The organism is Pseudomonas sichuanensis, from assembly GCF_024749065.1.
Taxonomy (GTDB): Bacteria; Pseudomonadota; Gammaproteobacteria; order Pseudomonadales; family Pseudomonadaceae; genus Aquipseudomonas; species Aquipseudomonas sichuanensis.
This window is the reverse complement of record NZ_CP087185.1, coordinates 5,105,405-5,128,508: the sequence shown is the minus strand read 5'-3', so window position 1 is coordinate 5,128,508 and position 23,104 is coordinate 5,105,405. Positions and strand designations below refer to the sequence as shown.

Annotated in this window: 21 protein-coding genes and 1 tRNA gene; 8 read left to right on the top strand and 14 right to left on the bottom strand. The window is 64.1% G+C overall.

The genetic code is table 11. The features are described from left to right. Window positions 1-58: 58 nt before the first annotated feature. The 3 genes from LOY51_RS23105 (at window position 59) to LOY51_RS23095 (ending at window position 4,369) form a co-directional block, all read left to right on the top strand. Window positions 59-685, top strand: a complete 627-nt coding sequence (locus LOY51_RS23105; protein ID WP_258643237.1) for a DNA-3-methyladenine glycosylase family protein — start codon at window positions 59-61, stop codon at window positions 683-685. Between the two features lie 168 nt (window positions 686-853). Then, window positions 854-1,912, top strand: a complete 1,059-nt coding sequence (gene ada / locus LOY51_RS23100; RefSeq protein ID WP_258643236.1) for a bifunctional DNA-binding transcriptional regulator/O6-methylguanine-DNA methyltransferase Ada — start codon at window positions 854-856, stop codon at window positions 1,910-1,912. A 54-nt stretch (window positions 1,913-1,966) separates the two neighbouring features. Then, entirely contained in the window at window positions 1,967-4,369 is a 2,403-nt protein-coding gene (locus LOY51_RS23095; RefSeq protein WP_125860397.1) for a DUF3772 domain-containing protein, read from the top strand. Between the two features lie 100 nt (window positions 4,370-4,469). Here the strand turns inward: LOY51_RS23095 and LOY51_RS23090 are convergent, their stop codons facing one another. Next, on the bottom strand, window positions 4,470-5,687 hold the full coding sequence (locus LOY51_RS23090; protein WP_125860395.1) for a DUF3422 domain-containing protein: 1,218 nt from the start codon (window positions 5,685-5,687) through the stop codon (window positions 4,470-4,472). A 383-nt stretch (window positions 5,688-6,070) separates the two neighbouring features. On the opposite strand from LOY51_RS23090, the gene LOY51_RS23085 reads away from it, so the two are divergent. The 3 genes from LOY51_RS23085 to LOY51_RS23075 all read left to right on the top strand — a co-directional run bounded on the left by LOY51_RS23085 (window position 6,071) and on the right by LOY51_RS23075 (window position 8,530). Beyond that, complete coding sequence (locus LOY51_RS23085; protein ID WP_081100214.1) at window positions 6,071-6,361, top strand: type II toxin-antitoxin system TacA family antitoxin; 291 nt, start codon at window positions 6,071-6,073, stop codon at window positions 6,359-6,361. Further along, a complete protein-coding gene (locus LOY51_RS23080; protein ID WP_125860394.1) occupies window positions 6,319-6,840 on the top strand; it encodes a GNAT family N-acetyltransferase in 522 nt (173 codons plus the stop codon). The genes LOY51_RS23085 and LOY51_RS23080 overlap by 43 nt, the downstream gene beginning before the upstream one ends. Before the next feature lie 439 nt (window positions 6,841-7,279). Further along, complete coding sequence (locus LOY51_RS23075) at window positions 7,280-8,530, top strand: IS256 family transposase (RefSeq protein ID WP_125858773.1); 1,251 nt, start codon at window positions 7,280-7,282, stop codon at window positions 8,528-8,530. Between the two features lie 117 nt (window positions 8,531-8,647). Here the strand turns inward: LOY51_RS23075 and LOY51_RS23070 are convergent, their stop codons facing one another. The 3 genes from LOY51_RS23070 to LOY51_RS23060 all read right to left on the bottom strand — a co-directional run bounded on the left by LOY51_RS23070 (window position 8,648) and on the right by LOY51_RS23060 (window position 12,067). Then, window positions 8,648-10,078: an aldehyde dehydrogenase family protein gene (locus tag LOY51_RS23070; protein WP_125860392.1), complete on the bottom strand. Its 1,431-nt coding sequence runs from the start codon at window positions 10,076-10,078 to the stop codon at window positions 8,648-8,650. A 13-nt stretch (window positions 10,079-10,091) separates the two neighbouring features. After that, complete coding sequence (locus LOY51_RS23065; RefSeq protein ID WP_258643234.1) at window positions 10,092-11,591, bottom strand: purine-cytosine permease family protein; 1,500 nt, start codon at window positions 11,589-11,591, stop codon at window positions 10,092-10,094. An 86-nt stretch (window positions 11,592-11,677) separates the two neighbouring features. After that, complete coding sequence (locus tag LOY51_RS23060) at window positions 11,678-12,067, bottom strand: YybH family protein (protein WP_125860390.1); 390 nt, start codon at window positions 12,065-12,067, stop codon at window positions 11,678-11,680. Between the two features lie 220 nt (window positions 12,068-12,287). Here LOY51_RS23060 and LOY51_RS23055 point away from each other — a divergent pair, with 220 nt between their 5' ends. Both LOY51_RS23055 and ycaC read left to right on the top strand, forming a co-directional pair. Beyond that, window positions 12,288-13,277 carry a Fic family protein gene (locus LOY51_RS23055; protein ID WP_125860388.1) on the top strand — a complete coding sequence of 330 codons (990 nt, stop codon included), beginning with the start codon at window positions 12,288-12,290 and terminating at the stop codon, window positions 13,275-13,277. A 107-nt stretch (window positions 13,278-13,384) separates the two neighbouring features. Continuing rightward, window positions 13,385-14,005, top strand: coding sequence for an isochorismate family cysteine hydrolase YcaC (gene ycaC, locus LOY51_RS23050; RefSeq protein ID WP_125860386.1), 621 nt, complete (start codon window positions 13,385-13,387; stop codon window positions 14,003-14,005). 25 nt (window positions 14,006-14,030) lie between these two features. On the opposite strand, the gene LOY51_RS23045 is transcribed toward ycaC, so the two are convergent. The 10 genes from LOY51_RS23045 to LOY51_RS23000 form a co-directional block, all read right to left on the bottom strand. Beyond that, the gene (locus LOY51_RS23045) at window positions 14,031-15,191 is read right to left on the bottom strand and encodes an MFS transporter (protein ID WP_125860384.1); all 1,161 of its coding nucleotides are present in this window, start codon (window positions 15,189-15,191) and stop codon (window positions 14,031-14,033) included. A 293-nt stretch (window positions 15,192-15,484) separates the two neighbouring features. After that, window positions 15,485-15,781 (bottom strand): cupin domain-containing protein, encoded by a 297-nt coding sequence (locus LOY51_RS23040; protein WP_125860382.1) that lies wholly within the window; start codon window positions 15,779-15,781, stop codon window positions 15,485-15,487. Between the two features lie 219 nt (window positions 15,782-16,000). Then, a complete protein-coding gene (gene ychF / locus LOY51_RS23035) occupies window positions 16,001-17,101 on the bottom strand; it encodes a redox-regulated ATPase YchF (RefSeq protein ID WP_110995624.1) in 1,101 nt (366 codons plus the stop codon). A 23-nt stretch (window positions 17,102-17,124) separates the two neighbouring features. After that, a complete protein-coding gene (gene pth, locus LOY51_RS23030; protein WP_110995623.1) occupies window positions 17,125-17,709 on the bottom strand; it encodes an aminoacyl-tRNA hydrolase in 585 nt (194 codons plus the stop codon). Between the two features lie 81 nt (window positions 17,710-17,790). After that, complete coding sequence (locus LOY51_RS23025) at window positions 17,791-18,384, bottom strand: 50S ribosomal protein L25/general stress protein Ctc (protein ID WP_125465547.1); 594 nt, start codon at window positions 18,382-18,384, stop codon at window positions 17,791-17,793. A 120-nt stretch (window positions 18,385-18,504) separates the two neighbouring features. Then, window positions 18,505-19,446 carry a ribose-phosphate pyrophosphokinase gene (locus LOY51_RS23020; protein ID WP_099773531.1) on the bottom strand — a complete coding sequence of 314 codons (942 nt, stop codon included), beginning with the start codon at window positions 19,444-19,446 and terminating at the stop codon, window positions 18,505-18,507. 47 nt (window positions 19,447-19,493) lie between these two features. After that, a tRNA-Gln gene (locus tag LOY51_RS23015) sits at window positions 19,494-19,568 on the bottom strand. 20 nt (window positions 19,569-19,588) lie between these two features. Continuing rightward, complete coding sequence (gene ispE / locus LOY51_RS23010; RefSeq protein ID WP_125465546.1) at window positions 19,589-20,449, bottom strand: 4-(cytidine 5'-diphospho)-2-C-methyl-D-erythritol kinase; 861 nt, start codon at window positions 20,447-20,449, stop codon at window positions 19,589-19,591. A gap of 6 nt (window positions 20,450-20,455) precedes the next feature. Further along, entirely contained in the window at window positions 20,456-21,073 is a 618-nt protein-coding gene (lolB, locus tag LOY51_RS23005; RefSeq protein ID WP_258643227.1) for a lipoprotein insertase outer membrane protein LolB, read from the bottom strand. Between the two features lie 2 nt (window positions 21,074-21,075). Beyond that, window positions 21,076-22,800, bottom strand: a complete 1,725-nt coding sequence (locus LOY51_RS23000) for a tetratricopeptide repeat protein (RefSeq protein ID WP_258643225.1) — start codon at window positions 22,798-22,800, stop codon at window positions 21,076-21,078. Window positions 22,801-23,104: the final 304 nt, after the last annotated feature.

Sequence of the window (23,104 nt, the reverse complement as noted above, 5' to 3'; positions counted from 1 at the left end):
CGTTTCGCCGATGAGCGGTTGCGCTAGGCTGAAGTCTTTCAGCCTGTTCGAGCCCCCGATGATCCTTGCAGACCTTACGCCCCGTGCCTTCACGGCCGCCGCCGAGTTTCTGGCCGGGCAGGATCCGGACTGGTCGCGGCATATTGCCGCAACCGGCCCTTGCCTGCATGCCGCCACCCCAGGGCGTGAACCCTACGAAGCGTTGGTGCGGGCAATTGCCTATCAGCAGCTGCATGCGCGGGCGGCAGAGGCGATTCTTGGGCGATTACTGGCGTTGTTTCCCGGGCAGTGCTTTCCTGCGCCCGAGCAATTACTGCGGGTCACGCCGGAGGCGATGCGGGCCTGTGGGTTTTCCGCCAGCAAGACCGCGACCCTGCAGGGCATCGCCCAGGCCAGCCTGGACGGCATCGTGCCCAGCCGCGATGAAGCGCTGACCCTGGCCGATGATTCATTGATCGAGCGCCTGGTGACGCTGCGCGGGGTGGGGCGCTGGACGGTGGAGATGCTGCTGATCTACAGCCTGGAACGCTCGGATATCCTGCCGGTGGATGACTTTGGCGTGCGCGAGGGGTATCGGCGGATGAAGGGCTTGGACAAAGCACCGACACCTGCGCGGATGCGGGCGCTGGGAGAAGGGTGGAGCCCGTACCGGACGGTGGCGGCCTGGTATCTGTGGCGCGCATGACTGGCTATCGGCCCTATCGCGGGGCAAGCCCGCTCCCACGCCAGATCTCGATCTTTCGTGGGAGCGGGCTTGCCCCGCGATGAGGCCGGTGTAATCACCGCAAGAATCGGAGTTCGGCGCTCTGCCTGTCCAGGCAAGGTAACTGCAGCGAATCAAAGGAGCGACGCCATGATCTTCGTCCCCAGCTACACCTCTGACGCCGAGCGCTGGCACGCCGTGCAAACCCGCGACAGCGCAGCCACCGGCCACTTCGTCTACGCCGTGCGCACCACCGGCGTGTACTGCCAGCCGGCCTGCTCGTCGCGCCTGGCCAAACGCCAGAACGTCGAGTTCTTCAATGACGCCCGGCAAGCCGAGGCGGCCGGTTACCGTGCCTGCAAACGTTGTGCAGGTGGCACCCACGCGGTACGCCGCAGCGAAGTGGTGGCCCGCGCCTGCCGCCTGATCGAAGCCAGCGACACGGCACCCAACCTCGAGCAGCTGGGCGCCGACCTGAACCTCAGCCCCTTCCATCTGCACCGCCTGTTCAAGGCCGAAACCGGCCTTACCCCCAAGGCCTATGCCTCAGCCTTTCGCGCCCGGCGCCTGCGCGAGGGGCTGGAGGCTGCCGGCAGTGTCACCGAGGCCATCTATGACGCCGGCTACAACTCCAACAGCCGCTTCTATGAAAGTGCCGCCGAGCGCCTGGGCATGCGCCCCCGTGAGTACCGGGCCGGCGGGCAGGGCGCGACCATCCGCTTTGCCCTCGCCCAGTGTTCACTGGGGGCGATCCTGGTGGCGCAGAGCGAGCGCGGCATCTGCGCGATCCTGTTGGGCGATGAACCCGAGCCGTTGCTCCAGGACCTGCAGGACAAATTCCCCAAAGCCCAGCTGATCGGTGGCGATGCCGCCTTCGAGCGCCTGGTTGCCGAGGTGATCGGCTTTGTCGAAGCCCCGGCGCTGGGCCTGGCGCTGCCATTGGATGTGCAGGGCACGGCGTTCCAGGAGCGGGTCTGGCAGGCCTTGCGTGAAGTGCCGGCGGGCAGCCGGGTCAGCTACACCGACATCGCCGAGCGCATCGGCGCGCCCAAGGCCGTACGCGCCGTGGCCCAGGCCTGCGCGGCCAACACGATCGCGGTGGCCATCCCTTGCCACCGCGTGGTGCGTCGCGATGGCGACCTCAGCGGCTACCGTTGGGGGGTGGAGCGCAAACGCCAGCTGCTGGCCCGAGAAACGGCACCCTCCTGAGCGGCCGGACCGCGTAGAATTCACGCCCTGTCGAGTTGTATAGAGGAATATTCGATGAGGCGTGTCAGCCTTGACCGATTCTATGTGGGGATTTTGGCCCTGCTACTGTGGGTGGCCGTACCCGCCTGGGCTGCCCCAGTCACCCCGGTGTCGCGGCTGGCCGTGGCCGAGCAGCAGGTGCTGGACGAGAACGCTGGCCTGGAAGAGCTGAGCGAACGGCTCGACCAGATCCGCCAGGGCGTCACCAGCAACGCCAACGACGACCTGCTCGCGCAGTTGCGCCAATCGGCCCTGCAGGTGCAGCGTCAGGCCGATGTACTGGTCACCGCGCGTGCCGCCGATGTGCAGCGCCTGGACGATCAGCTCAACGTGCTCGGCCCGCCGATGCCGGAAGAGGCCGAGAGCCTGACCCGCCAGCGCAAGCAACTGACCGATCAGAAGAACGCGGTGCTTGCCGAGCAGAAGGACACCACCGCGCTGGCCCAGTCGGCCCGTGACCTGTCCACGCAGATCGTCAACCTGCGCCGCAGCCTGTTCAACTCGCAGATCACCAGCCGCGCCGCCAGCCCGCTGAGCCCGGCGTTCTGGTCGAGCCTGATCCGTCCCACCGATGACGACGTGGCCCGCCTGCGCGACCTGCGCGCAGAGGCCGCCGACGCCATGGCCAGCGCGTTCAGCGCCGAGCACCGCTGGTTGTTCATCAGCGCCCTGGTGGCCGCAGTGCTGGTCTGGACCCTGGTGCGCCGGGTGCTCGAACGGTTGCTGGCCGATGCCATGGTGCGCTGGCTGCCCGAAGGCCGGCTGCGCCGCAGCGCCCTGGCCGTGAGCGTCAGCCTGGCGACCCTGGGCACCATCTCCGGCTCGGTGTCGTTGCTGCGCTGGGGCCTGGAAAGCAGCGCCGAGCTGGGCACCGACCTGGCCAGCCTGACCAACCATGTCCTCACCCTGGTGGTGTTCAGCGCCTTCATCTCGGGCCTGGGCCGCGCCATGCTGATGCTGCAGCGCCCGTCGTGGCGCCTGCCGCCGATTGCCGACGAAGTGGCCAGCGCCCTGGGCTGGTTCCCCAAGGTGCTGGCCCTGACGCTGATGGTGATGCTCACCATGGAGCGCATCAACAGCGTGATCGGTACCAGCCTGGCGCTGACCCTGGCCACCAACGGCCTGACCGCGCTGGTGGTGTCGCTGCTGTTCGTGGCTGCGCTGGTGTGCTACCGCCGCGCCCGTCGCCAGCACGGCCTGGAACGCCCCAAAGGCCTGACCGGGCTGATCCCGTTCGTGATCGTGGTGTGGGTGGTGGCGATCCTGCTGGCGCTGGTGGCCGGCTACCTGACGTTGGCCTACTTCCTCACGGCCAAGTTGCTGTGGATCAGCGTGGTCACCGTGTGTGCCTACCTGCTGGTCACGGTGTTCGGCGATCTCTGCGAAACCTTGCTTTCGCCACGCCAGCCCGGCGGCCTGGCGCTGGCTTCGGCGTTGGGCCTGCAACAGCGCCACCAGGCCCAGGCCAGCACCATCCTGGCCGGTATCGGCCGCACTGTGCTGCTGTTCGCCGCTGCCTTGCTGGTATTCATGCCATCGGGCACCAGCCCGGGTGAGCTGCTGCTGAGCCTGGCCGACTGGGACGGCACCGGCGGCAAGGTGCTCGGCAACCTGAACATCGTGCCTCAGGACATCCTGATGGCCGTGGCCATCTTCATCGGTGGCTGGTTCGCCATTCGCGTGGTCAAGCGCTGGCTCAGCGATCGCCTGCTGCCCGAAACCGATATGGACGCCGGCATGCGTGCCTCCCTGGTGACCCTGGTGGGTTACCTGGGCTTCCTGTTCCTGGCCATGCTGGTGATGTCCACCCTGCACATCAACCTGACCAGCCTGACCTGGGTGGTCAGTGCGCTGTCGGTCGGTATCGGTTTTGGCCTGCAGCAGATCGTGCAGAACTTCATCTCCGGCCTGATCCTGCTGACCGAGCGCCCGGTGAAAGTGGGCGACTGGGTCAGCCTGGCGGGTGTGGAGGGTGATATCCGCCGCATCAACGTGCGCGCCACCGAGATCCAGATGTCCGACCGCTCGACGGTGATCGTGCCCAACTCGCAGTTCATTTCGCAGAACGTGCGCAACGTGACCATGGCCAATGCCCTCGGGGTGGTCGGCATCACCCTCACGCTGCCGCTGGAGACCGACCCTGCCAAGGTGCGCGAAGTGTTGCTGGCGGCCTACCACGAGCACGAGTCGATCCTCGATGCGCCGGCCTGTTCGGTGACGTTCAAGGACCTGACCAGCAGTGGCATGGTGATTGGCGTAAGCGGTTACGTGGCTTCGCCGCGGCAAGTGTCGAGCACCCGCAGTGATCTGCTGTTCACCATCCTCGGGCGCCTGCGCGATGAAGGCATCGCCCTGTCCTCGCAGCAGACCATGGTGCTGGTGCAGGAGAATGGCCGGCCGGCCGACGAGCTGGCGTAACGATCATCGCGGGGCAAGCCCGCTCCCACGCACCGTCGCGGCCACAAGTTTGGCGTGGGAGCGGCGGTGCGCCGATGCGACTTGCCCCGCGATGGCTTGTTCAGTGCTGCTTGGCGCGCCTGATGCGCAGCAAGATCACCAGCAATACCAGCAGCACCGGCGGCGCCATCCCCAGCAACGCCTCCCGCGCCGCCAGCCCCGCGCCCAGTACATTCAGCCCGCCATACAGCAGCTTGAACAGGTTCAGCAGGTAGTAGGTGATCGCAATGATCGACAAGCCTTCCACCGCCCGCTGGATCTTCACCTGGGCATCGGCCCGGGCATTGAGGCTTTGCAGGATCCCGGCATTCTGTTCTTCCATCTCCACCTGCACCCGCGCCTGCAACAGGTCGCCGAGGTTGGCCACGTTCTTCGCCAGTTGCTCCAGGCGCTGTTCGGTGGCCGCGCAGTAGCGCACGGTCGGCTTGAAGCGCCGCTCGATGAACACCCCCAGGCGCTGGCAATCACCTACATGGCTTTCGCGCAATTCGCCCAGGCGCTCGAACACCAGTTGCGCATAGGCCTGGGTGGCACCGAAGCGGTGGCGGGTCTTCACCGTGCGGCTGACCACCTGGCGCGACAGCAGGGCGATGGCTTCGAGCAACGCCTTGGAGTCATGCCCGGCGGCGCTGGCGCCGCGTTCGGACAGGCTCACCAGGGTCTTGTCGAAGGCGTCCAGTTCGTGGCTCAGGGTCTTCGCCGTGTCCAGGGTCAGCGAGGCCATCATGCGGTAGGTCTCGATCTCCAGCAGGCGGCGGATCATGCGGCCCTGGCGGTAGGCGTTGAGGCGGCGGTTGATGAACAGGAACCGGTTGCTGCCGTCGGCGGTCAGGCGGAAGTCGCTCCATACCGCGGCATCGCCACCGCCGACGCAGGAGCCGCAAGGGTCCTTGAAACCGTAGCGAGTGAGGTCCAGGCCCTGTTCATCGCGCACCAGCACCTGCACCGCGTTGATCACCTGCGCTGCCTGCGGGGCGATGGCCTTGGCCAGCACGTCTGGCAGCACCTGCCAGTCGCTGTCGCTGCTGGCGCAGGGCACGACCAGGGTCAGGGTGAAGAACTCGGTATGCCGTTCCCATTTGAATGGATGGCCGTCGAGCTGGGTGATGCCTTGGGCCGCGTACGGGTCGGGCGCTTCGGGGCAGCAGCGTTGCAGCAGCGACTGGCAGGCCGCGTCGCCGCCGAGCAGGGCGAGGTGGAAGACATGGGCCGGGCCGTCGAAATACAGCGACGGGCGGGCGTGCAGTTCGTTGTGCAAGGTGGTGCGTTGAGGGTGCATGGAAGGCTGGCCTGGTGTTGTGGTTATGGGGCTACCAGGAGGTGGGACTTTGCGGGGCGGGGGAAAAGTCACGGGGGAGATGGATGATTGGGTGAGGGCCCCTAAGCGATGCGCCGCGTGGGCGGCGCTCGATCTCAAGAGCGCTGCAAGGCATTCGCCCTGCACCCTGTAGCCGTGACGCAGTTGAAGCAACTGGTTCCAATCTCAGAATGTCCTGACGTGCAAGCCAAAGCGAGCAAGGTCAATCTAAGCCTCGACATGAGCAGTCTAAGCGTAACGTAAATTGATATCTGGCTATACATTTGCGTTACGCCGGAGTAGCCTTTGTCTGGTCGATATCCTTCGTCGATTCAGTGCCCCGTGGGATGGGCTGGGAGTCACCAATGAGCGATTTACAGATCAAGGATCGGAGCAAGGCCGTACCGTTGAACATGAGAGTGGCCGAGCATCGCAGAGACCTCATCGATGCCGCCGTGGAGATTGTGGGCGGTGACCGCACCAGCTTCGTGCTCGATGCGGCTTGCCGACGTGCTGAGGAAGTACTGATGGAGCGTCGGTTGTTCCTGCTTGATGACGAAGCCTTCGATCAATTCACCCAGGCGCTTGAAGACAGCCCCATCAGGAGCAATGAATGCGTGAAGAAGCTGTTGGCAAGGCCGAAGCGCTGGAGCTGAGCGCTCCGCAGAAGCTCGAAGCCTTTCATGAGCTAGGTCAGTTCGACTGTGGAGAGGCGTCGATCAATGGCTACCTCCGTGAAAAGGCTTACAAGGCGCAGATAGCGAAGCACGCGGTGGTGTATGTCACCTGCTTCAAGGGCACGTCGATTGTGGCCGGTTACTACACGCTTTCGACGGGGTCTGTGGCGCGTGCTCATGGTTCTCCCGCAAGTGTGCGACGCAATGCCCCAATTGATTTGCCGGTGGTGGTACTGGGGCGAATGGGCGTAACCCTGAGAGCTGCTGGGCAAGGGGTCGCCACGGACCTGTTGCAGGACGCTGTCGAGAGAGCTCTGGTTGCGTCCGAGATCGTCGGATGTGTTGCAATGATCGTGCACCCGCTTGATGAGCGTCTGGAGCGCTTCTATGCCAAAACTGCGGGGTTCGCAGCCTGTCCACAGCTGTCACCGAAGACGATGATGCTTGCACTTCGGTGAGACTCGCCTGTCGGCTTAAAGCAAAAGGCCTTTCTGGGGCCCTGGGCACGAGGGCTGTTGACCGAGTGAGGGCCAGCAGGTGCCGGCCGCGGCCCTTGTAGCGCCTGTCAGATCGAGCGCCGCCTGCGCGGCGCATCGCTGGCAAGCCAGCTCCCACAGTTTGTTTAGGGCCAGTTACTTCAGCGGGGTCATCACTGTCCGCTTTGGTGGTACGACGCGGTTGCAGTGTGGGCGTTGCCGCCGCCCCACATGACTCAAGGCATGCACCAAGGCAGGCGCCGGTACTTTCACAGGACTGATTGGCCCGAAACAGATGTGGGAGCTGGCTTGCCAGCGATGCGCCGCGCGGGCGGCGCTCGGTCTCACAGGCGCTGAAAAAGCATCGGCGAGGGTGTCAGAAATTTTGTGTTCGGGCATACCATGAGTAAGAGGTGCATGTATGCCAACCAAAAAGAAACCGCTTCGAGAGTTACCGAAGGTCCCGAAAGAGCTGCTTGAACAGTTTTCCGCGACCCCACTGATGACCGCAGAGGCTATCGAAGAGGCCTCTGCCGCCTTCAAGAAAGCACTGATCGAGCGAGCCCTGAACGCCGAACTTGGTCATCACCTGGGCTATCCGCCGGGCGCGCAGCGCCCAGAGGATGAGACCAACCAGCGCAATGGCACGAGTGGCAAGACTGTACTGACAGGCGATGGCCCGCTACGGCTGGATATCCCTCGGGACCGTGACGGCAGTTTTTCGCCCATTCTGATCCCCAAGCATGAGCGCCGTTACACCGGATTCGATGACAAAATCATCGCCATGTACGCCCGTGGAATGACGGTCAGAGAGATCCGGGCCTTCCTGTCCGAGCAGTATGGAACCGACGTTTCACCCGATTTCATCAGCTCTGTGACAGACGAGGTCATGGAAGAGATTGGCGCGTGGCAACAGCGGCCACTGGAGCCGATGTACCCGGTCATTTTCTTCGATGCGCTGCGGGTGAAGATCCGCGAAGAAGGTCTGGTTCGCAACAAGGCCATTTACTTGGCCCTGGGCGTTCTCCCCGACGGGACGCGCGATATCCTGGGCATCTGGATCGAGAACACCGAGGGTGCGAAGTTCTGGATGAAGGTCTTTAACGACCTCAAGAAGCGTGGCGTCGAAGATGTGCTGATTGCCGTGACCGATGGCCTCAAAGGCATGCCAGAGGCCCTCAGCGCAGTGTTTCCAGAAACGACGCTGCAGACGTGCATCGTGCACCTGATCCGCAACAGCCTCGACTACGCGGCCTGGGACAAGCGGCGGGCTCTGGCCAAGGAGCTGAAGCCGATTTACCAAGCCATCAATGCTGAAGCGGCAGAGCAAGCACTCGATGAGTTTGAGAACGGGCCGTGGGGCGAGAAATATCCGACGGTGGTGGCTGCTTGGCGACGGGCTTGGGATCGCGTGATTCCATTCTTTGTTTTCCCGCCCGCCATCCGAAAGGTGATCTATACCACCAACGCCATCGAGAGCATCAATGCCCAGCTACGCAAGGTCATCAAGACTCGCGGGCATTTCCCGAATGATGATGCAGCGACCAAACTGATTTGGCTGGGATTGCGCAACATCACAGCCAATTGGGGAAAACCGGCCCATGACTGGAAAAGCGCGATGAATCAATTTGCGATTTTGTACGGAGATCGGTTCATCAGGCCGACCTGGTGAAAATCAGGGCCTGCCTAGCGGCAGGCCATTACCGGCCCGAACACAAAAAAACTGACAGTCCCGCATCGGCGAACACCTGCCAGCCTCCCCAAGCCCTTGAACGGGACGCCTACCCAATCACCCCAAACACCGCGTCACATGTTTCACCGACAAATACCCCGACAACCCCCAAGGCCCGAGCTCGCGGCCAATCCCGCTGCCCTTGGTCCCGCCCCACGACGTCTCGACGAACACCGCCTGCACCGAGTTGATCCACACATGCCCCACCTCCAGCGCATCGGCCACGCGTTCGGCGCGTTCCAGGTCGGCGGAGCACACGGTGGCGACCAGCCCGAAGCGGCTGTCGTTGGCCTGCACGATGGCCTCGGCTTCCGTATCGAAGCGCCGCGCGCACAGCACCGGCCCGAAAATCTCCTCGGCCCACAGGCGGCTGCTCTCAGGCACGTCCACATACAGCGTCGGGCTGACGAACCAGCCGTCGCGGTCCAGCGCCTTGCCGCCGGCCAGGCACTTCAAGCCTTCCTCGCGGGCCTTGGCAAAGTAGCTGGCGACCTTGAGCCACTGCGCCTGGCTGGTCAGCGGCCCCATGTCCACTTCCTCGCTCAGCGGGTTGCCGACGCGCAGCTTCTCCAGCGCCTCCTGCAAGCGCGCCAGCAACGCATCGGCGATGCCGTCCTGCACCAGCAGGCGCGAGGTGGCCGAGCACATCTGCCCGGCGTTCCAGGTGATGCCGGCGACGATCCATTCCACAGCCTGGTCGACGTCGCAATCGTCGAACACCACGATGGCCGACTTGCCGCCCAGCTCCAGGGTCACCGGCCGGCATTGCGCGGCGGCTGCACGCATCACCTGGCTGCCGACGCCGTTGCTGCCGGTGAACGACAGCTTGTCCAGGCCGTTGTGGCCGCTCAGGGCGGCGCCGGTCTCGGCCTTGCCGTTGACGATGTTCAATACGCCGGCCGGCAGGCCCAATGCTTCGGCGATCTGGCCATAGGCCTGCTCGATCAGCGGGGTCACTTCCGAAGGCTTGAGCACTACGGTGCAGCCGGCGGCCAGGGCCGGGGCGAGCTTCCAGGCGCTGGTCACCAGCGGGAAGTTCCACGGCACGATCAGGCCGACCACGCCCACCGGCTCCAGGCGGGTGCGGGCGGTAAAGCCCGGTGCGGCCAGCGGCACATCGCGGTTTTTCGCCGGCAACTGTTCAGCCAGGTCGGCGTAGTAGGCGAAGGTGGCGATGGCGTCGTCCAGGTCGATCTCGGCCTCGTGGCGCGGCTTGCCGTTGTTGCGCATCTGCAAGGCGATCAGCTCGTCGCGGCGCTGGCCCAGTTGCTCGGCAAAGCCGCGCAGGTAGCTGGCGCGTTCGCTGGCGGGCACGGTTTTCCAGGTGCTCAGCGCACGGCGTGCGGCGGCCACGGCCTGGTCGACCTGGCCCGTGCTGGCGGCCATCAGTTCGGCGAACGGCAGGCCGTCGGAGGGGTTCTGCACAACGATGCAGTCGCTGCCCTGGCCTTCGACCCAGCGGCCGTCGATGTAGTGAGAAGTGGTCATGGTCGGTTTCCAGTCAGGCCATTTCGGCGGTGGTCACGGGCTTCACCGGCGTGCTTTTGCAACGCACCCAGCGCGGGCCTTGCGGGCCGTACACGCCAGCCGGTTCAGGGAACAGGTTGAGCAGGATCAGGTACAGCACGCCGGCGATACCGAGGGTGACCGGCAGGCTCAGGTCGATGCCGCCGGCCAGTTCGCCCAGTGGTCCGACGAACTGCCCAGGCAGGTTGACGAAGCACAGGCCGACCAGCGCACTGGGGATCCATGCGCCCATGCCGCGCCAGTTCCAGCCGTGGCAGAACCAGTAGTGGCCGCCTTGCTGGCCACGGGTGAACACCTGCAGGTCGTCGGCGTGGTAGAAGCCGCGGCGGGTGATCAGGCCGAGGATCATGATCACCATCCAGGGGCTGGTGCAGGTGATGATCAGCACGGCGAAGGTCGAGACGCTCTGCACCAGGTTGAAGGTGAAGCGGCCGACGAAGATGAAACCGATGGCCAGCACGCCGATCAGCAGCGTGGCAGCGGCGCGGCTGAGCAGGCGCGGGAACACGCTGGACATGTCCAGGCCGGTGCCGTACAGCGCCGTGGTGCCGGTGGACATGCCGCCGATCACCGCAATCAGGCACACCGGCAGGAAGAACCAGCCCGGCGAGATCGCCAGCAGGCCACCGACGTAGTTGTTGGCGGCGGTATAGTCCGGCGCCTGGCTGGCCACCAGGGTGGCGGTGCACAGGCCGAACAGGAACGGGATCAGCGTGGCCACCTGGGCCAGGATCACCGCCAGCATGATCCGCGATTTCGGCGTGGCACGCGGGATGTAGCGCGACCAGTCACCGAGGAAGGCACCGAACGACACCGGGTTGCTCATGGCCAGGATCGCCGCGCCGACGAAGGCTGCCCAGAAGCCGGCCTGGCCCAGGTTGACGCTACCGGCGTAGCCCGCGTCGAACGGCCCGGCGAAGGCGAAGATGCCCAGCAGGAACAGCAGGCTGGAGGCCCACACGGCGATCTTGTTGACCCACAGCATGAAGCGGAAGCCGAAGATGCACACCACCAGCACCAGCACCGCGAACAGGCCGTAGGCCAGGCCCAGGGTCAGGTCGGTTTCCGGCAGGCCGGCCAGGCGCTTGGCGCCGCCGACCAGGGCATCGCCCGAGCTCCACACCGACAACGAGAAGAACGCCACGGCAGTGAGCAGCGACAGGAACGAGCCAACGATGCGCCCGTGCACGCCGAAATGCGCGCCCGAGGACACCGCATTGTTGGTGCCGTTGAGCGCGCCGAACAGGCCCATCGGCGCAAGGATCAGCGCGCCCACGCCGACGCCGAGCAGGATCGCCCACACGCCTGCCTGGAACGACAGCCCGAACAGCACCGGGAAGCTGCCCAGCACGGCGGTGGCAAAGGTGTTGGCGCCGCCGAAGATCAGGCGGAACAGGTCCAGCGGGGCGGCGTCGCGTTGATCGTCGGGGATCTGTTCGACGCCATTGGTCTCGATACCGGTCGAGTGGCTCATGGTGGTGCTCCAGCGCGAATGTTGTCGGCCTCAAGGGGCCTTGTTGTGTGTGCGATGGCAGTGCGGCAAGGCCGCTTGAAAGGGGATCAGGCCGGCGAGACGACCGACAGGTGCTCGTGGCAGGCCAACCAGCGCTCGCCGTGGCGGCGGAAGACGATGGTCTCGCGCTCGCTCAGGGCCAGTTCTTCGCCGGCAACGCGCAGGCGCGTGGCCACATCGTGCATGAAGATCGCCACGTCACCTTGCAGGCTGACCTGCACATTGCTGGATTCGCAGCCGAGCACGGCGAAGCCGTCTGCCTGCCAGGAAGCCCAGAGTTCTTCGTAGGCGCGGCGCGACAGCAGCGGTTGCGGCAAAGTATGGAAAAGGAAGGTGGCGTCTTCGCTGAAGCAGGCGAAGTAGCGGGCGGTGTCATTGCTGGCGAAGGCGGCAACGAGGTCGGCGGCGGCCTGCCGTACCTGGAGTGTCTGGTCCACGGGAGTGGCCTCACGATTATTGTGATTGTTGGTGAAGCGATTCTGGTGGGGGCGGGCGGGGGGAAAAATCGCTGTGGACAAATAATCAGTTCAGGAAATCGTGAACCAATGGGGTGCTGCGCTTTACCCTGGTGTTGCCACTGGCTAAGGTGTCGGCAGCCTTGACCTCATCAAGCTTCACGATCATTCCCACGCTTTCAGACCCGATGGACATTGCACCATGAGCCAGTATCTGCCGCCGCTGACTGTGACACCGCGCATGCTGGCTCTGGTTGCCGATATCAGCGAGCAGGTGGGGGCACTCACGGCCAATCGGGAAGTGGCGCTTACCCCGCAACTGCGCCGAGGTAACCGCATTCGTACCATCCAGGCCTCGCTGGCGATCGAGAACAATACCCTGAGCGTCGAGCAGGTCACTGCGGTTCTGGAAGGGAAGCGGGTACTCGGCCTGCCGCGTGAAATCCAGGAGGTGCGCAATGCCTTTGCCACCTATGAAGCGATGAGCCACTGGCAGCCCGAGCGTCAGGCTGATCTGCTGGCTGCCCACAAGCTGCTGATGATGGGCTTGATCGACGACGCCGGTCAGTTTCGCCAAGGAGGTGTCGGCATCTATCGCGGCCAGCGCCTGTTGCACATGGCACCGCCTGCCAGTCGCTTGCAGCCGCTGATGCATGACCTGCTGCGTTGGCTGGGCGCCAGTGACTGGCACCCTTTGATCAGCAGTTGCGTCTTTCACTATGAGTTCGAGTTCATTCATCCTTTCGCCGATGGCAACGGGCGTATGGGACGACTGTGGCAGACGCTGATACTGAGCTGCTGGCGCCCGGTACTCGCCTATCTGCCGGTGGAGTCGGTGATCTGTGCCCAACAGGAGGCGTACTATGGCGCCTTGGCGGCTGCGGATCAGGCTGGCGAGGCTACGCCCTTTGTCGAGTTCATGCTCCAGGCGCTGCGGCAGGCATTGGCCGAGGCGAGCGAGACCGACCAAGTAACCGACCAAGTAACCGACCAAGTAGCGCGATTGCTGGAGGTTCTGAAGCCGGGTATCGCGCTGCGCGCCAATGAGCTGATGGAGCGTCTCGGGTTGTCCCACCGCCCGACCTTTCGAGCGAACTATCTCAAGCCTGCGCTGGCTGACGGCTTGATCGAAATGACTGACCCTGATGCGCCACGCAGCCCGGCGCAGCAATATCGCCGCGTCATAAGGTAAGCGCTTGCGTAGGCGAACCAGTCACGTTTGGCCGACTGACGGTCGGCCTTGTGCCTGTCGATTGCCTACGCTGGAAACTCCCTACCTGCAAAGCAAGGAGTTCAGCCATGGCGTTCCAATACAAGCGACTGGACAAGAACAACGCTGCCGTCCTGCTGGTCGACCATCAAGCCGGGTTGCTGTCGCTGGTGCGCGACATTGACCCCGACCGGTTCAAGAACAATGTGCTGGCGCTGGCGGACCTGGCCAAGTACTTCAAGCTGCCGACCATCCTCACCACCAGCTTCGAAACCGGCCCCAACGGCCCGCTGGTGCCCGAGCTCAAGGCGCAATTCCCCGATGCGCCGTACATTGCCCGGCCAGGCAATATCAACGCCTGGGACAACGAAGACTTCGTCAAGGCGGTGAAGGCCACCGGCAAGAAGCAACTGCTCATCGCCGGGGTGGTGACCGAGGTCTGCGTGGCCTTCCCGGCCCTCTCGGCGCTGGAGGAGGGCTTCGAAGTGTTCGTGGTCACCGACGCCTCCGGCACCTTCAACGAGCTGACCCGCGATTCGGCCTGGCGGCGCATGGAAGCTGCCGGCGCGCAGCTGATGACCTGGTTCGGCGTGGCCTGCGAGCTGCACCGTGACTGGCGCAACGACATCGAAGGGCTGGGGACGTTGTTCTCCAACCACATCCCCGACTACCGCAACCTGATGACCAGCTACGACAAGCTGGCCAAGTAAACCCCTCGACTGGCGCCGTGAGTGATCACTGCGCCATTTTCAACGCGCCAGCCCGTGGCATGGCCGACCAGATCGCCAGCCCCGCCGCCAGTGTCGTCAACAGTGCCCCGGCCCAGGGTGTGGCGGCCAGCGTCGAGCCGCTTATCACCACGCCGCCGATGGCCGACCCCAACCCGACGCCCAGGTGCATGGCCGACATGTTCAGGCTCATACCCGCCGGGAAGGTATCTTCCCCACGCTTGGCCAGGTAGCTCTGCACCACCGGCGAGGTGGTCCAGCTCAGCCCGCCCCAGAGCATCATCGCCGGCAGGAACAGCCACGGCGTACCCGCGCTCAGCGGCAGCAGCAACAGGCTGGCGAGGTACAACAAGGGCGCCAGCAGGATGGCCTTGGCCACACCCAGGCGATCGGCCATCCAGCCGCCGATGTAACCGCCCGAGACACCGGCGATGCCGAATGCCGCGAACACCGCCGCCAGCCATTGGCTCGGCACTTGGGCGACCTGCTGGGCGTAGGGCGCCAGGTAGGCGAACACGGTGAAGTGCCCGGCGATCATCAACAGCGACACCCCTTGCGCGGCCGTCAGGCGGCTGTCGCGCAGGTGGCGCAGGTAGCTGGCCAGGGCGATGCGTTCGTCGCTCTGCAACGTCGGCAGCCCGCGCCAGGCCATCAGCAGCACCGCCACCGCCAGGCCGCTCAGGCCAACGAACACGCCGCGCCAGCCCAGGGCGTCGGACAACAGCATGCCGGCCGGCACGCCCAGGATCAGCGAGCTGCAGATGCCCATGAAGATCACCCCGATGGCGCGCCCGCGCAGGGCTTCGGGCGCCATGCGCGTGGCCATCAGGGTGCAGGTCAGGCAGGTCAAGGCGCTGGTCGCGGCCATGCCGATGCGGGCGAGCAACAGCGCGGTGTAACCGGGCGCCCATGCCGCCAGCAGGTTGCACAGGGCGAACAGCGCCAGGGTGGCGCACAGCAGGCCACGCAACGGCAAGCGTGTGGTCAGCAGGGGAGAGAAGGGCGCGGCGAGGGCGAAGCTCAGGGAGAAGACGGTTGTCAGTTGCCCGGCCACGCCGAGCGGAACGTCCAGGCCATCGGCCAGTGCCGGCAGGATGCCGACGGTGATGTTTTCGGCCATGCCGGTGACGAAAGTCGCCAGGGCCAGCAGCCAGATACGCGGGTTCATGTGTTGCCTCCGATAAACAGGCCGGCCAAGGTCCGGACCCATTAGTCCCGACGGTTGACCAGCAGTGGTCAGGTCCATCGGGTTTCGAGGCAGTGCTTCGGTTATCCCGGTTCAAGCAGGGGAGGAGTGTAGACGGTTGTGCGGCGGGGGTGAAGTCAGCGAACGACAGCAATGCCTATCGCCGGCAAGCCGGCTCCCACCTTGACCGCGCCGACTTCAAGGCTTGCGCATACCCTGTGGGAGCTGGCTTGCCAGCGATGGGGACAGTGCAGTTAGCCTGGCGGGCGGCTTGTCTATTTAAGCTCGGTCTCGATGAACACCACTTCATGCTCGCTGGCATTGATCACGTTGTGCTCGACGCCGGCCTTGCGGAAGTAGCTCTGGCCCGCCACCAGCGGGGCGCGTTTCTCGCCCTCGGGCGTTTCCAGCAGCAAGGTGCCGTCGGTCATCGGCACCACCACATAGTCGTGGCCATGCAGGTGGCGGCCGGTCTCGGCGCCGGGGGCGAAGCGCCATTCGGTGACGATGACTTCGTCGGTGTCCACCTGCACGGTGGGCACGGCCTGGGGGCGTTGAATTGTTTGCGTCATGGGAGCATGCCTGGTCACGGAAAGGTGACTAGCCTGGGGCAGTCCCACGCCGCGTTAAATGCAACTCTGCTGGCAGTCAGTTGCGTTGACACTCAACAAATGCATCGCGGGCGGTGCGGCGTCCCGACAAGCCCGCTCCCACGAGTCCAGTGCAGACTGCGTGGGAGCAGGCTTGTCGAGGCGTCGCACCGCCCGCGATAGGAGGACGTCGAGCTGTGCTTAGACGTTGAAGCGGAAGTGCATCACGTCGCCATCCTTGACGATGTAATCCTTGCCTTCCAGGCGCCACTTGCCGGCTTCCTTGGCACCGCCTTCACCCTTGAACTGGATGAAGTCGTCGTAGGCCACCACTTCGGCGCGGATGAAGCCTTTTTCGAAGTCGGTGTGGATCACGCCCGCGGCCTGTGGCGCGGTGGCGCCGACGCGTACGGTCCAGGCACGTACTTCCTGCACGCCGGCAGTGAAGTAGGTTTGCAGGTTGAGCAGCTCGTAACCGGCGCGGATCACGCGGTTCAGGCCAGGCTCTTCCAGGCCCAGGGCCTCGAGGAACATGTCTTTCTCTTCGCCATCGTCCAGCTCGGCGATTTCCGCTTCGATCTTGTTGCACACCGGCACCACCACCGCGCCTTCTTCCTCGGCGATGGCCTTGACCACGTCCAGGTGCGGGTTGTTGTCGAAGCCGTCTTCGGCCACGTTGGCGATATACATCACCGGCTTGCTGGTCAGCAGGTGGAAGCCGCGGATGACGGCTTTCTCGTCGGCGCTCATGTTCTTCATCAGGCTGCGCGCAGGCTTGCCTTCGGTGAAGTGGGGGATGAGCTGCTCGAGGATGGCTTTCTGCGCCAGGGCGTCCTTGTCGCCGCCCTTGGCGTTGCGCGCGACCTTCTGCAGTTGCTTCTCGCAGCTGTCGAGGTCGGCGAAGATCAGTTCGAGGTCGATGATCTCGATGTCGCGCTTGGGGTCGACGCTGTTGGAAACGTGGATCACGTTCTCGTCTTCGAAGCAGCGCACCACGTGGGCGATGGCGTCGGTCTCGCGGATGTTGGCGAGGAACTTGTTGCCCAGGCCTTCACCTTTCGAAGCGCCGGCCACCAGGCCTGCGATGTCGACGAACTCCATGGTGGTCGGCAGGATGCGGTTCGGTTTGACGATCTCGGCCAGCGCATTCAGGCGCGCGTCGGGCATCGGCACGATGCCGCTGTTCGGCTCGATGGTGCAGAAGGGGAAGTTCTCAGCCGCAATACCGGACTTGGTCAGGGCGTTGAACAGGGTGGACTTGCCGACGTTGGGCAGGCCGACGATGCCGCAATTGAAACCCATGGGTATTCCCCTTACTAGAGTTGTCAGGCCTTCTGGCTGTGCAGCTCGCGCATCGCCTTGGCGAAGTCGCCAGCGAGCACGTCCGGCAGCACGCCGAGGGCATAATCGATGCTGGCGTCGAGCTTCTCCTGTTCGGCGCGCGGTGCGCGGCCCAGGACGAAGTTGGAGACCAGCTTGGCGTCGCCCGGGTGGCCAATGCCAAGCCGCAGGCGGTGGAAATCGTTCTGGTTGCCGAGCTGCGCGATGATGTCGCGCAGGCCGTTGTGCCCACCGTGGCCGCCACCGCGCTTGAGCTTGGCGACGCCGGGAGGCAGGTCGAGTTCGTCGTGTGCCACCAGAATGGCCTCCGGCTTGATCCGGAAGAAATTGGCCAAGGCCGCCACGGACTGGCCGCTACGGTTCATGTAGGTGGTGGGGATCAGCAAACGAACGTCGTTGCCCTGATGGCTGAATTTAGCCGTCAGGCCGAAATATTTGCGGTCAGCGGTCAAGGAGACGCGCTGGGCGCTGGCTACGCGTTCAACGAAAAGAGCCCCTGCGTTATGCCGGGTCTGTTCGTATTCGGGGCCGGGGTTACCCAGGCCAACGATCAACTGGATGGCGGTCACGTCAGGGGCTCTTCCTTGGAGTTGGTGGGTTACAGGGCGCGGCGCGCACTGTAACCCGGTCAACACCGGCGCGCGAGTGGATTACTCGGCAGCGCCTTCTGCTTCTGGAGCAACGCGTGGAGCGTGAACGTTGGCAACAGCTTTGTCATCACCGTGGGCCAGAGCAACGAACTCTACGCCTTTCGGAGCTTTCAGGTCCGACAGGTGGATGATCGCGCCGACTTCGGCCTTGCTCAGGTCAACTTCGATGAACTCAGGCAGGTCTTTGGCTTCGCAGGAAACTTCGATCTCGGAAACAACGTGCGAGATTTCGCCGCCTTTCTTGATCGGGGCTTCTTCGCCGACGAAGTGAACTGGAACCTTGGCGGTCAGCTTCTGGCCAGCAACGACGCGAACGAAGTCGGCGTGCATGATGTAGCCTTTGGCTGGGTGACGCTGCATGGCCTTGACCACGACGTTTTGCTTGGCGCCGTCGACGTTCAGCTCGATCACGTGGCTGAAGGCAGCTTCGTTTTCGAACAGCTTGGTGATTTCCTTGGCCAGGATGGTCAGGGATTGAGCTTCTTTATCGCCACCGTAAACAACGGCAGGGATGTTCAGCGTGTGACGCAGGCGGCGGCTCGCACCTTTCCCCAGGTCAGTACGCGCTTGGGCGTTCAGGATGAAGTCAGTCATTTTGTTTCTCCAAAATAGCCTCCCGCAAGGCGTTTGCGACCAGCGCCAGACGGGGATGGCAAAAAAGCCCCGCCCCAACACAGGTTGGGGCGGGGCGCTTCACATCAACACGTGTCCCGCTTAGCGGAACATCGCGCTGATCGATTCTTCATTGCTGATGCGGCGTACCGCTTCAGCTACTACCGGTGCGATATCCAACTGACGGATACGGTCACAGGCTTGAGCAGCGGCGGACAGCGGGATGGTGTTGGTCACCACCAGTTCGTCCAGTACCGACTTCTCGATGTTCTCGATCGCGCGGCCCGACAGGACAGGGTGCGTGCAGTAGGCGTAAACCTTGGCAGCGCCGTGTTCTTTCAGGGCCTTGGCCGCGTGGCACAGGGTGCCGGCGGTGTCGACCATGTCGTCTACCAGGATGCAGGTGCGCCCTTCGACGTCGCCGATGATGTGCATAACCTCGGAGTGGTTAGCCTTCTCGCGGCGTTTGTCGATGATCCCGAGATCAACACCCAGGGACTTGGCGACGGCACGAGCACGTACCACACCACCGATGTCCGGGGAGACGATCATCAGGTTCTCGAAACGCTGGTCTTCGATGTCGTCGACCAGTACGGGCGAGCCGTAGATGTTGTCGACGGGGATATCGAAGAAACCCTGGATCTGGTCAGCGTGCAGGTCGACGGTGAGTACACGGTCGATACCTACGACAGTGAGCATGTCAGCGACGACTTTGGCGCTGATGGCTACACGTGCCGAACGCGGACGGCGGTCCTGGCGGGCGTATCCGAAGTAAGGAATCACGGCGGTGATTCGGGATGCTGAGGAGCGGCGGAAGGCATCGGCCATCACTACCAGTTCCATCAGGTTATCGTTGGTCGGGGCACAGGTCGGCTGAATAATGAAGACGTCTTTACCGCGGACATTTTCATTGATCTCAGTGCTGATCTCGCCGTCGGAGAATTTACCGACAGAGACGTCACCGAGAGGGATATGCAGCTGACGTACGACACGCCGAGCCAGATCGGGGTTAGCGTTCCCCGTAAAGACCATCATCTTGGACACGCGCAGTACCTGAAGGCTGAGGGTATACCTGGATGAGTATAGGAAAATGGCAGGGGCGGCTGGATTCGAACCAACGCATGGCAGGATCAAAACCTGCTGCCTTACCGCTTGGCGACGCCCCTGTATCTGTTGCTGCGAGCTCTTATGAACTCGACTTCTTGAGCAGACTTTGCAGCTTGCGATGCAACATCGAAACATTGCTTCCTTTCGCCACAAACCCTGTTTGGGTCGCTGAAAGAAGGGCCAGAACTTTATCAGCTTCGGCTTTGCTTGGGAAGGCCCCAAACACACAACTTCCAGTGCCGGTCATTCGAGCTTCCGTATATTTACCCAATGAAATCAGCGCGTTGCGAACTTCAGGATAACGTTGCTCTACTACCGGTTGGCAGTCATTTCGACTGTTTCCCTCGGGAACGGGGCGCATCTTAAGGGGGAGGGAATCACGTGTCAACTCTGGATGCGAAAAAATTTCCGCTGTGCTGACAGACACTTGCGGCACCAGTACGACGTACCAGGGTTCGCTGGGGTCGACTGGGGTCAACTGCTCGCCGACGCCCTGGGCGAACGCGGCATGGCCACGGACGAACACCGGTACGTCGGCACCCAGGCTCAGGCCCAGGCTGGCCAGGCGATCTTCATCCCAGTCCAGTTGCCACAGGTGGGCCAGCGCCAGCAGGGTGGTCGCGGCGTCAGAGCTGCCGCCGCCAATGCCGCCACCCATGGGCAATACCTTGTGCAGCCAGATATCGGCGCCCAGCGAGGTGCCGGATTGCTGTTGCAACTGGCGCGCCGCGCGAACGATCAGGTTGCTGTCGTGGGGCACGCCTTCGATTTCGGTCTGCAGGCGGATTTGGCCGTCGTCGCGCAGCGCGAAGCTCAACTCGTCGGCGTGATCGAGGAACTGGAACACGGTTTCCAGCTCGTGGTAGCCGTCCGGGCGGCGGCCGGTGATGTGCAGCCACAGGTTGAGCTTGGCCGGGGCGGGGAGGGTGAGCTTTTCCATCAGCTGTCAGTGCCCCAGCTGGCGTGGTTGCCAGTCCTTGACCACCAGGGTCACGTCGATGTTCTCGCCATGCAGCTTCAGGCGCTCGGGCAGCCAGTAGCCGTTCTGTTCGGTGTAGCTCAGGTACTGCACCTGCCAGCCGTCCTGCTTGAGGCTGGCCAGGCGGCTGTCGCCGTCGAGGGTGAGCTGGCTCTTGCTGTCCGGAGCGGGCAGGCCGCGCACCCACCACACCAGGTGCGAGACCGGCAGGCGCCAGCCAAGCTGTTCTTCCAGCAGGGCTTCGGGGTTATCGGCCTGGTAACGGCCCTGGTTGGCCACTTCAAGCACCACGCCACCGGGGCGCCCGGTCAGGCGCGCGGCGCCGCGGCCGAGCGGGCCGGCCAGGCGGATGTCGTAGTAGTCCTGGCGTTGCAGCCAGAACAGCGTGCCGCTGCCGGAGTCACGCGGGGCGCGGATGCCGACCTTGCCGTTGATCTGCCAACCATCGAGGCTGGCCAGCTGCTGCTTGTGCTCACGCCACAGTTGCGGGCTGCCCTGGCCTTGTACGGCTTCTTTGCTGCCGAAACCGGCGCAGCCGGCGAGCAGGGCGATGAGCGAGAAGGTGATGCAATGACGCAGAAACATGTTTACAGGCTCTCGGATCCGGTCAGGCGCAGGAGGGTCTTGCGCAGGATGGGGCTGTCGGGCTGTGCTTCGAAGCCCTTGGCCCAGAACTGTTTGGCCTCGCGGCGCTTGCCGTTGGCCCACAGCACTTCGCCCAGGTGGGCGGCCACTTCATGGTCGGGGAAACGCTCGTAGGCCTGGCGCAGCAGGCGCTCGGCTTCGTCGAGCTTGCCCATGCGGTAATTGACCCAGCCCAGGCTGTCGAGCACCGCCGGGTCGTCCGGGGTGAGCTGGTGGGCCTTGTCGATCAGCGCCTTGGCCTCGCCGTAGCGGGTGGTGCGATCCGCCAGGGTGTAGCCCAGCGCGTTGAGCGCCATGGCGTTCTCCGGCTCGCGGGCGATGATGGCGCGCAGGTCTTTTTCCATCTGCGCCAGGTCGTCGCGCTTCTCGGCGAGCATGGCGCGGGTGTAGAGCAGGTTGAGGTCGTCGGGGTAGCGCTTGATCGCCTGCTGCAGCACCTGGTCGGCCTGGGCCTCCTTGCCGTTGTTGCCCAGGCTCTCGGCCTCGATCAGGTACAGCTGGATGGCGTAGTCGGGCTGCGCTTCACGGGCCTCGGCGAGCAAACGCGAGGCTTCGGCGCTGCGGCCGTTGGCAATGAGGATGTCGGCCTGGCGCAGTTGCGCCGGCAGGTAGTCATTGCCGGCACCCACCAGGGCGTACTCGCGCAGGGCGGCGGCGGGCATGCCGCGCTCTTCGCGCAGGCGGCCGAGGTTGAAGTGGGCGGCGTCGACGTTGGCGTCGCGCTCGACCATTTCCTGCAGATAGCCTTCGGCCTCGTCCCAGTGCTTGGTTTCCAGGCAGACCAACGCCAGCGAATAGCGGATCTCGTCGTCTTCGGGGTATTGCTGCAGCAGGCTTTCGAACTCGGCCTTGGCGTCGTCGATGCGGTCCTGCTCGACCAGGGTGCGCGCGTAGGTAAGGCGCAGGCGCTTGTCTTGCGGGTTGTCGCGGATCGCCCCGCGCAGCAGCGGCAGTGCTTCCGGGCCGCGGTCCAGCGCCTGCAGCAGGCGGGCACGCAGCAGCACCGGAGCGATCTCGCCGTTCTGCGGCGGGTGGCTCTCGAGCAGCTCCAGGGCCTGTTCGGGCTTGTTGTCCTGGTTCAGCAGCAAGGCTTTGCCGAACACCAGCTGGCTGTTGTCGGGGTACTTCACCAGCAGGCGGTCGAAGCTCTGCATCAGGCCGTCGCGGGTGCTCTGGTCGGTCTCGGCGGCCGACAGGGCGAGGAAATCGAAGTGGGTGTCGCCCTGGCCTTGCAGCACCTTTTCCATATAGGTCATGGAATCGTCGTAGCGCCCGGCGCGGGCCAGCTGGATGGCGGCGGCGCGTTGGGCGTCGAGGTTCTGCGGGTCGTTACGGGCCCAGATCAGCGCGGTGTCCAGGGCCGGTTCGTCGGCGCCGAGGTATTCGGCGATGCGGTAGGCGCGTTCGGAAATGCCAGGGTCCTGGGTTTTCTCGGCCTGGTCGACGTAGTTTTTCAGGGCGATGTCGAAGCGGTTGCGCTGGCCGGCCAGCTCCGCCACCAGCAGGCTGTAGACCGTCTCCTGCTTGAACGATCCGTACACCACGGGCTTTTCCGCGCTCTTGCTGGCATCGGCGGCGGGTGTCTGGCCGCCCGACGTGTTCGGGGCCAGGCTCTGGCAGCCTTGGAGCAGGGCGAGGGTAAGCAGCAATGCGTAGGATTTGTTCATAGAGGGCTTTGGTGGCTAACCGGCGGTCGGAGCATGATGACACAAGCGCAGTGGCAAACCCACCTGCGAAGCGTTCGGATAGCTGCGACCTTCGCCGGGCGCCACAGGTTCCGTAGCGGCGTGGCGCAGCGCCTGTAGTCAGCTTCTGCGTTGTTTATCCGGCCCTGGTGTTTGTAGGTTTTTTGCAGTCTCGTTGTCAGAACAATCCTTCCTTTTGACTGAGAAGCGTCTGACTCCCTCCTTTAGTACCGCTTCGGTATCGTTTCTCCCTCGGCGACTCGGCAGATTTGACCTCAGGTTCAAC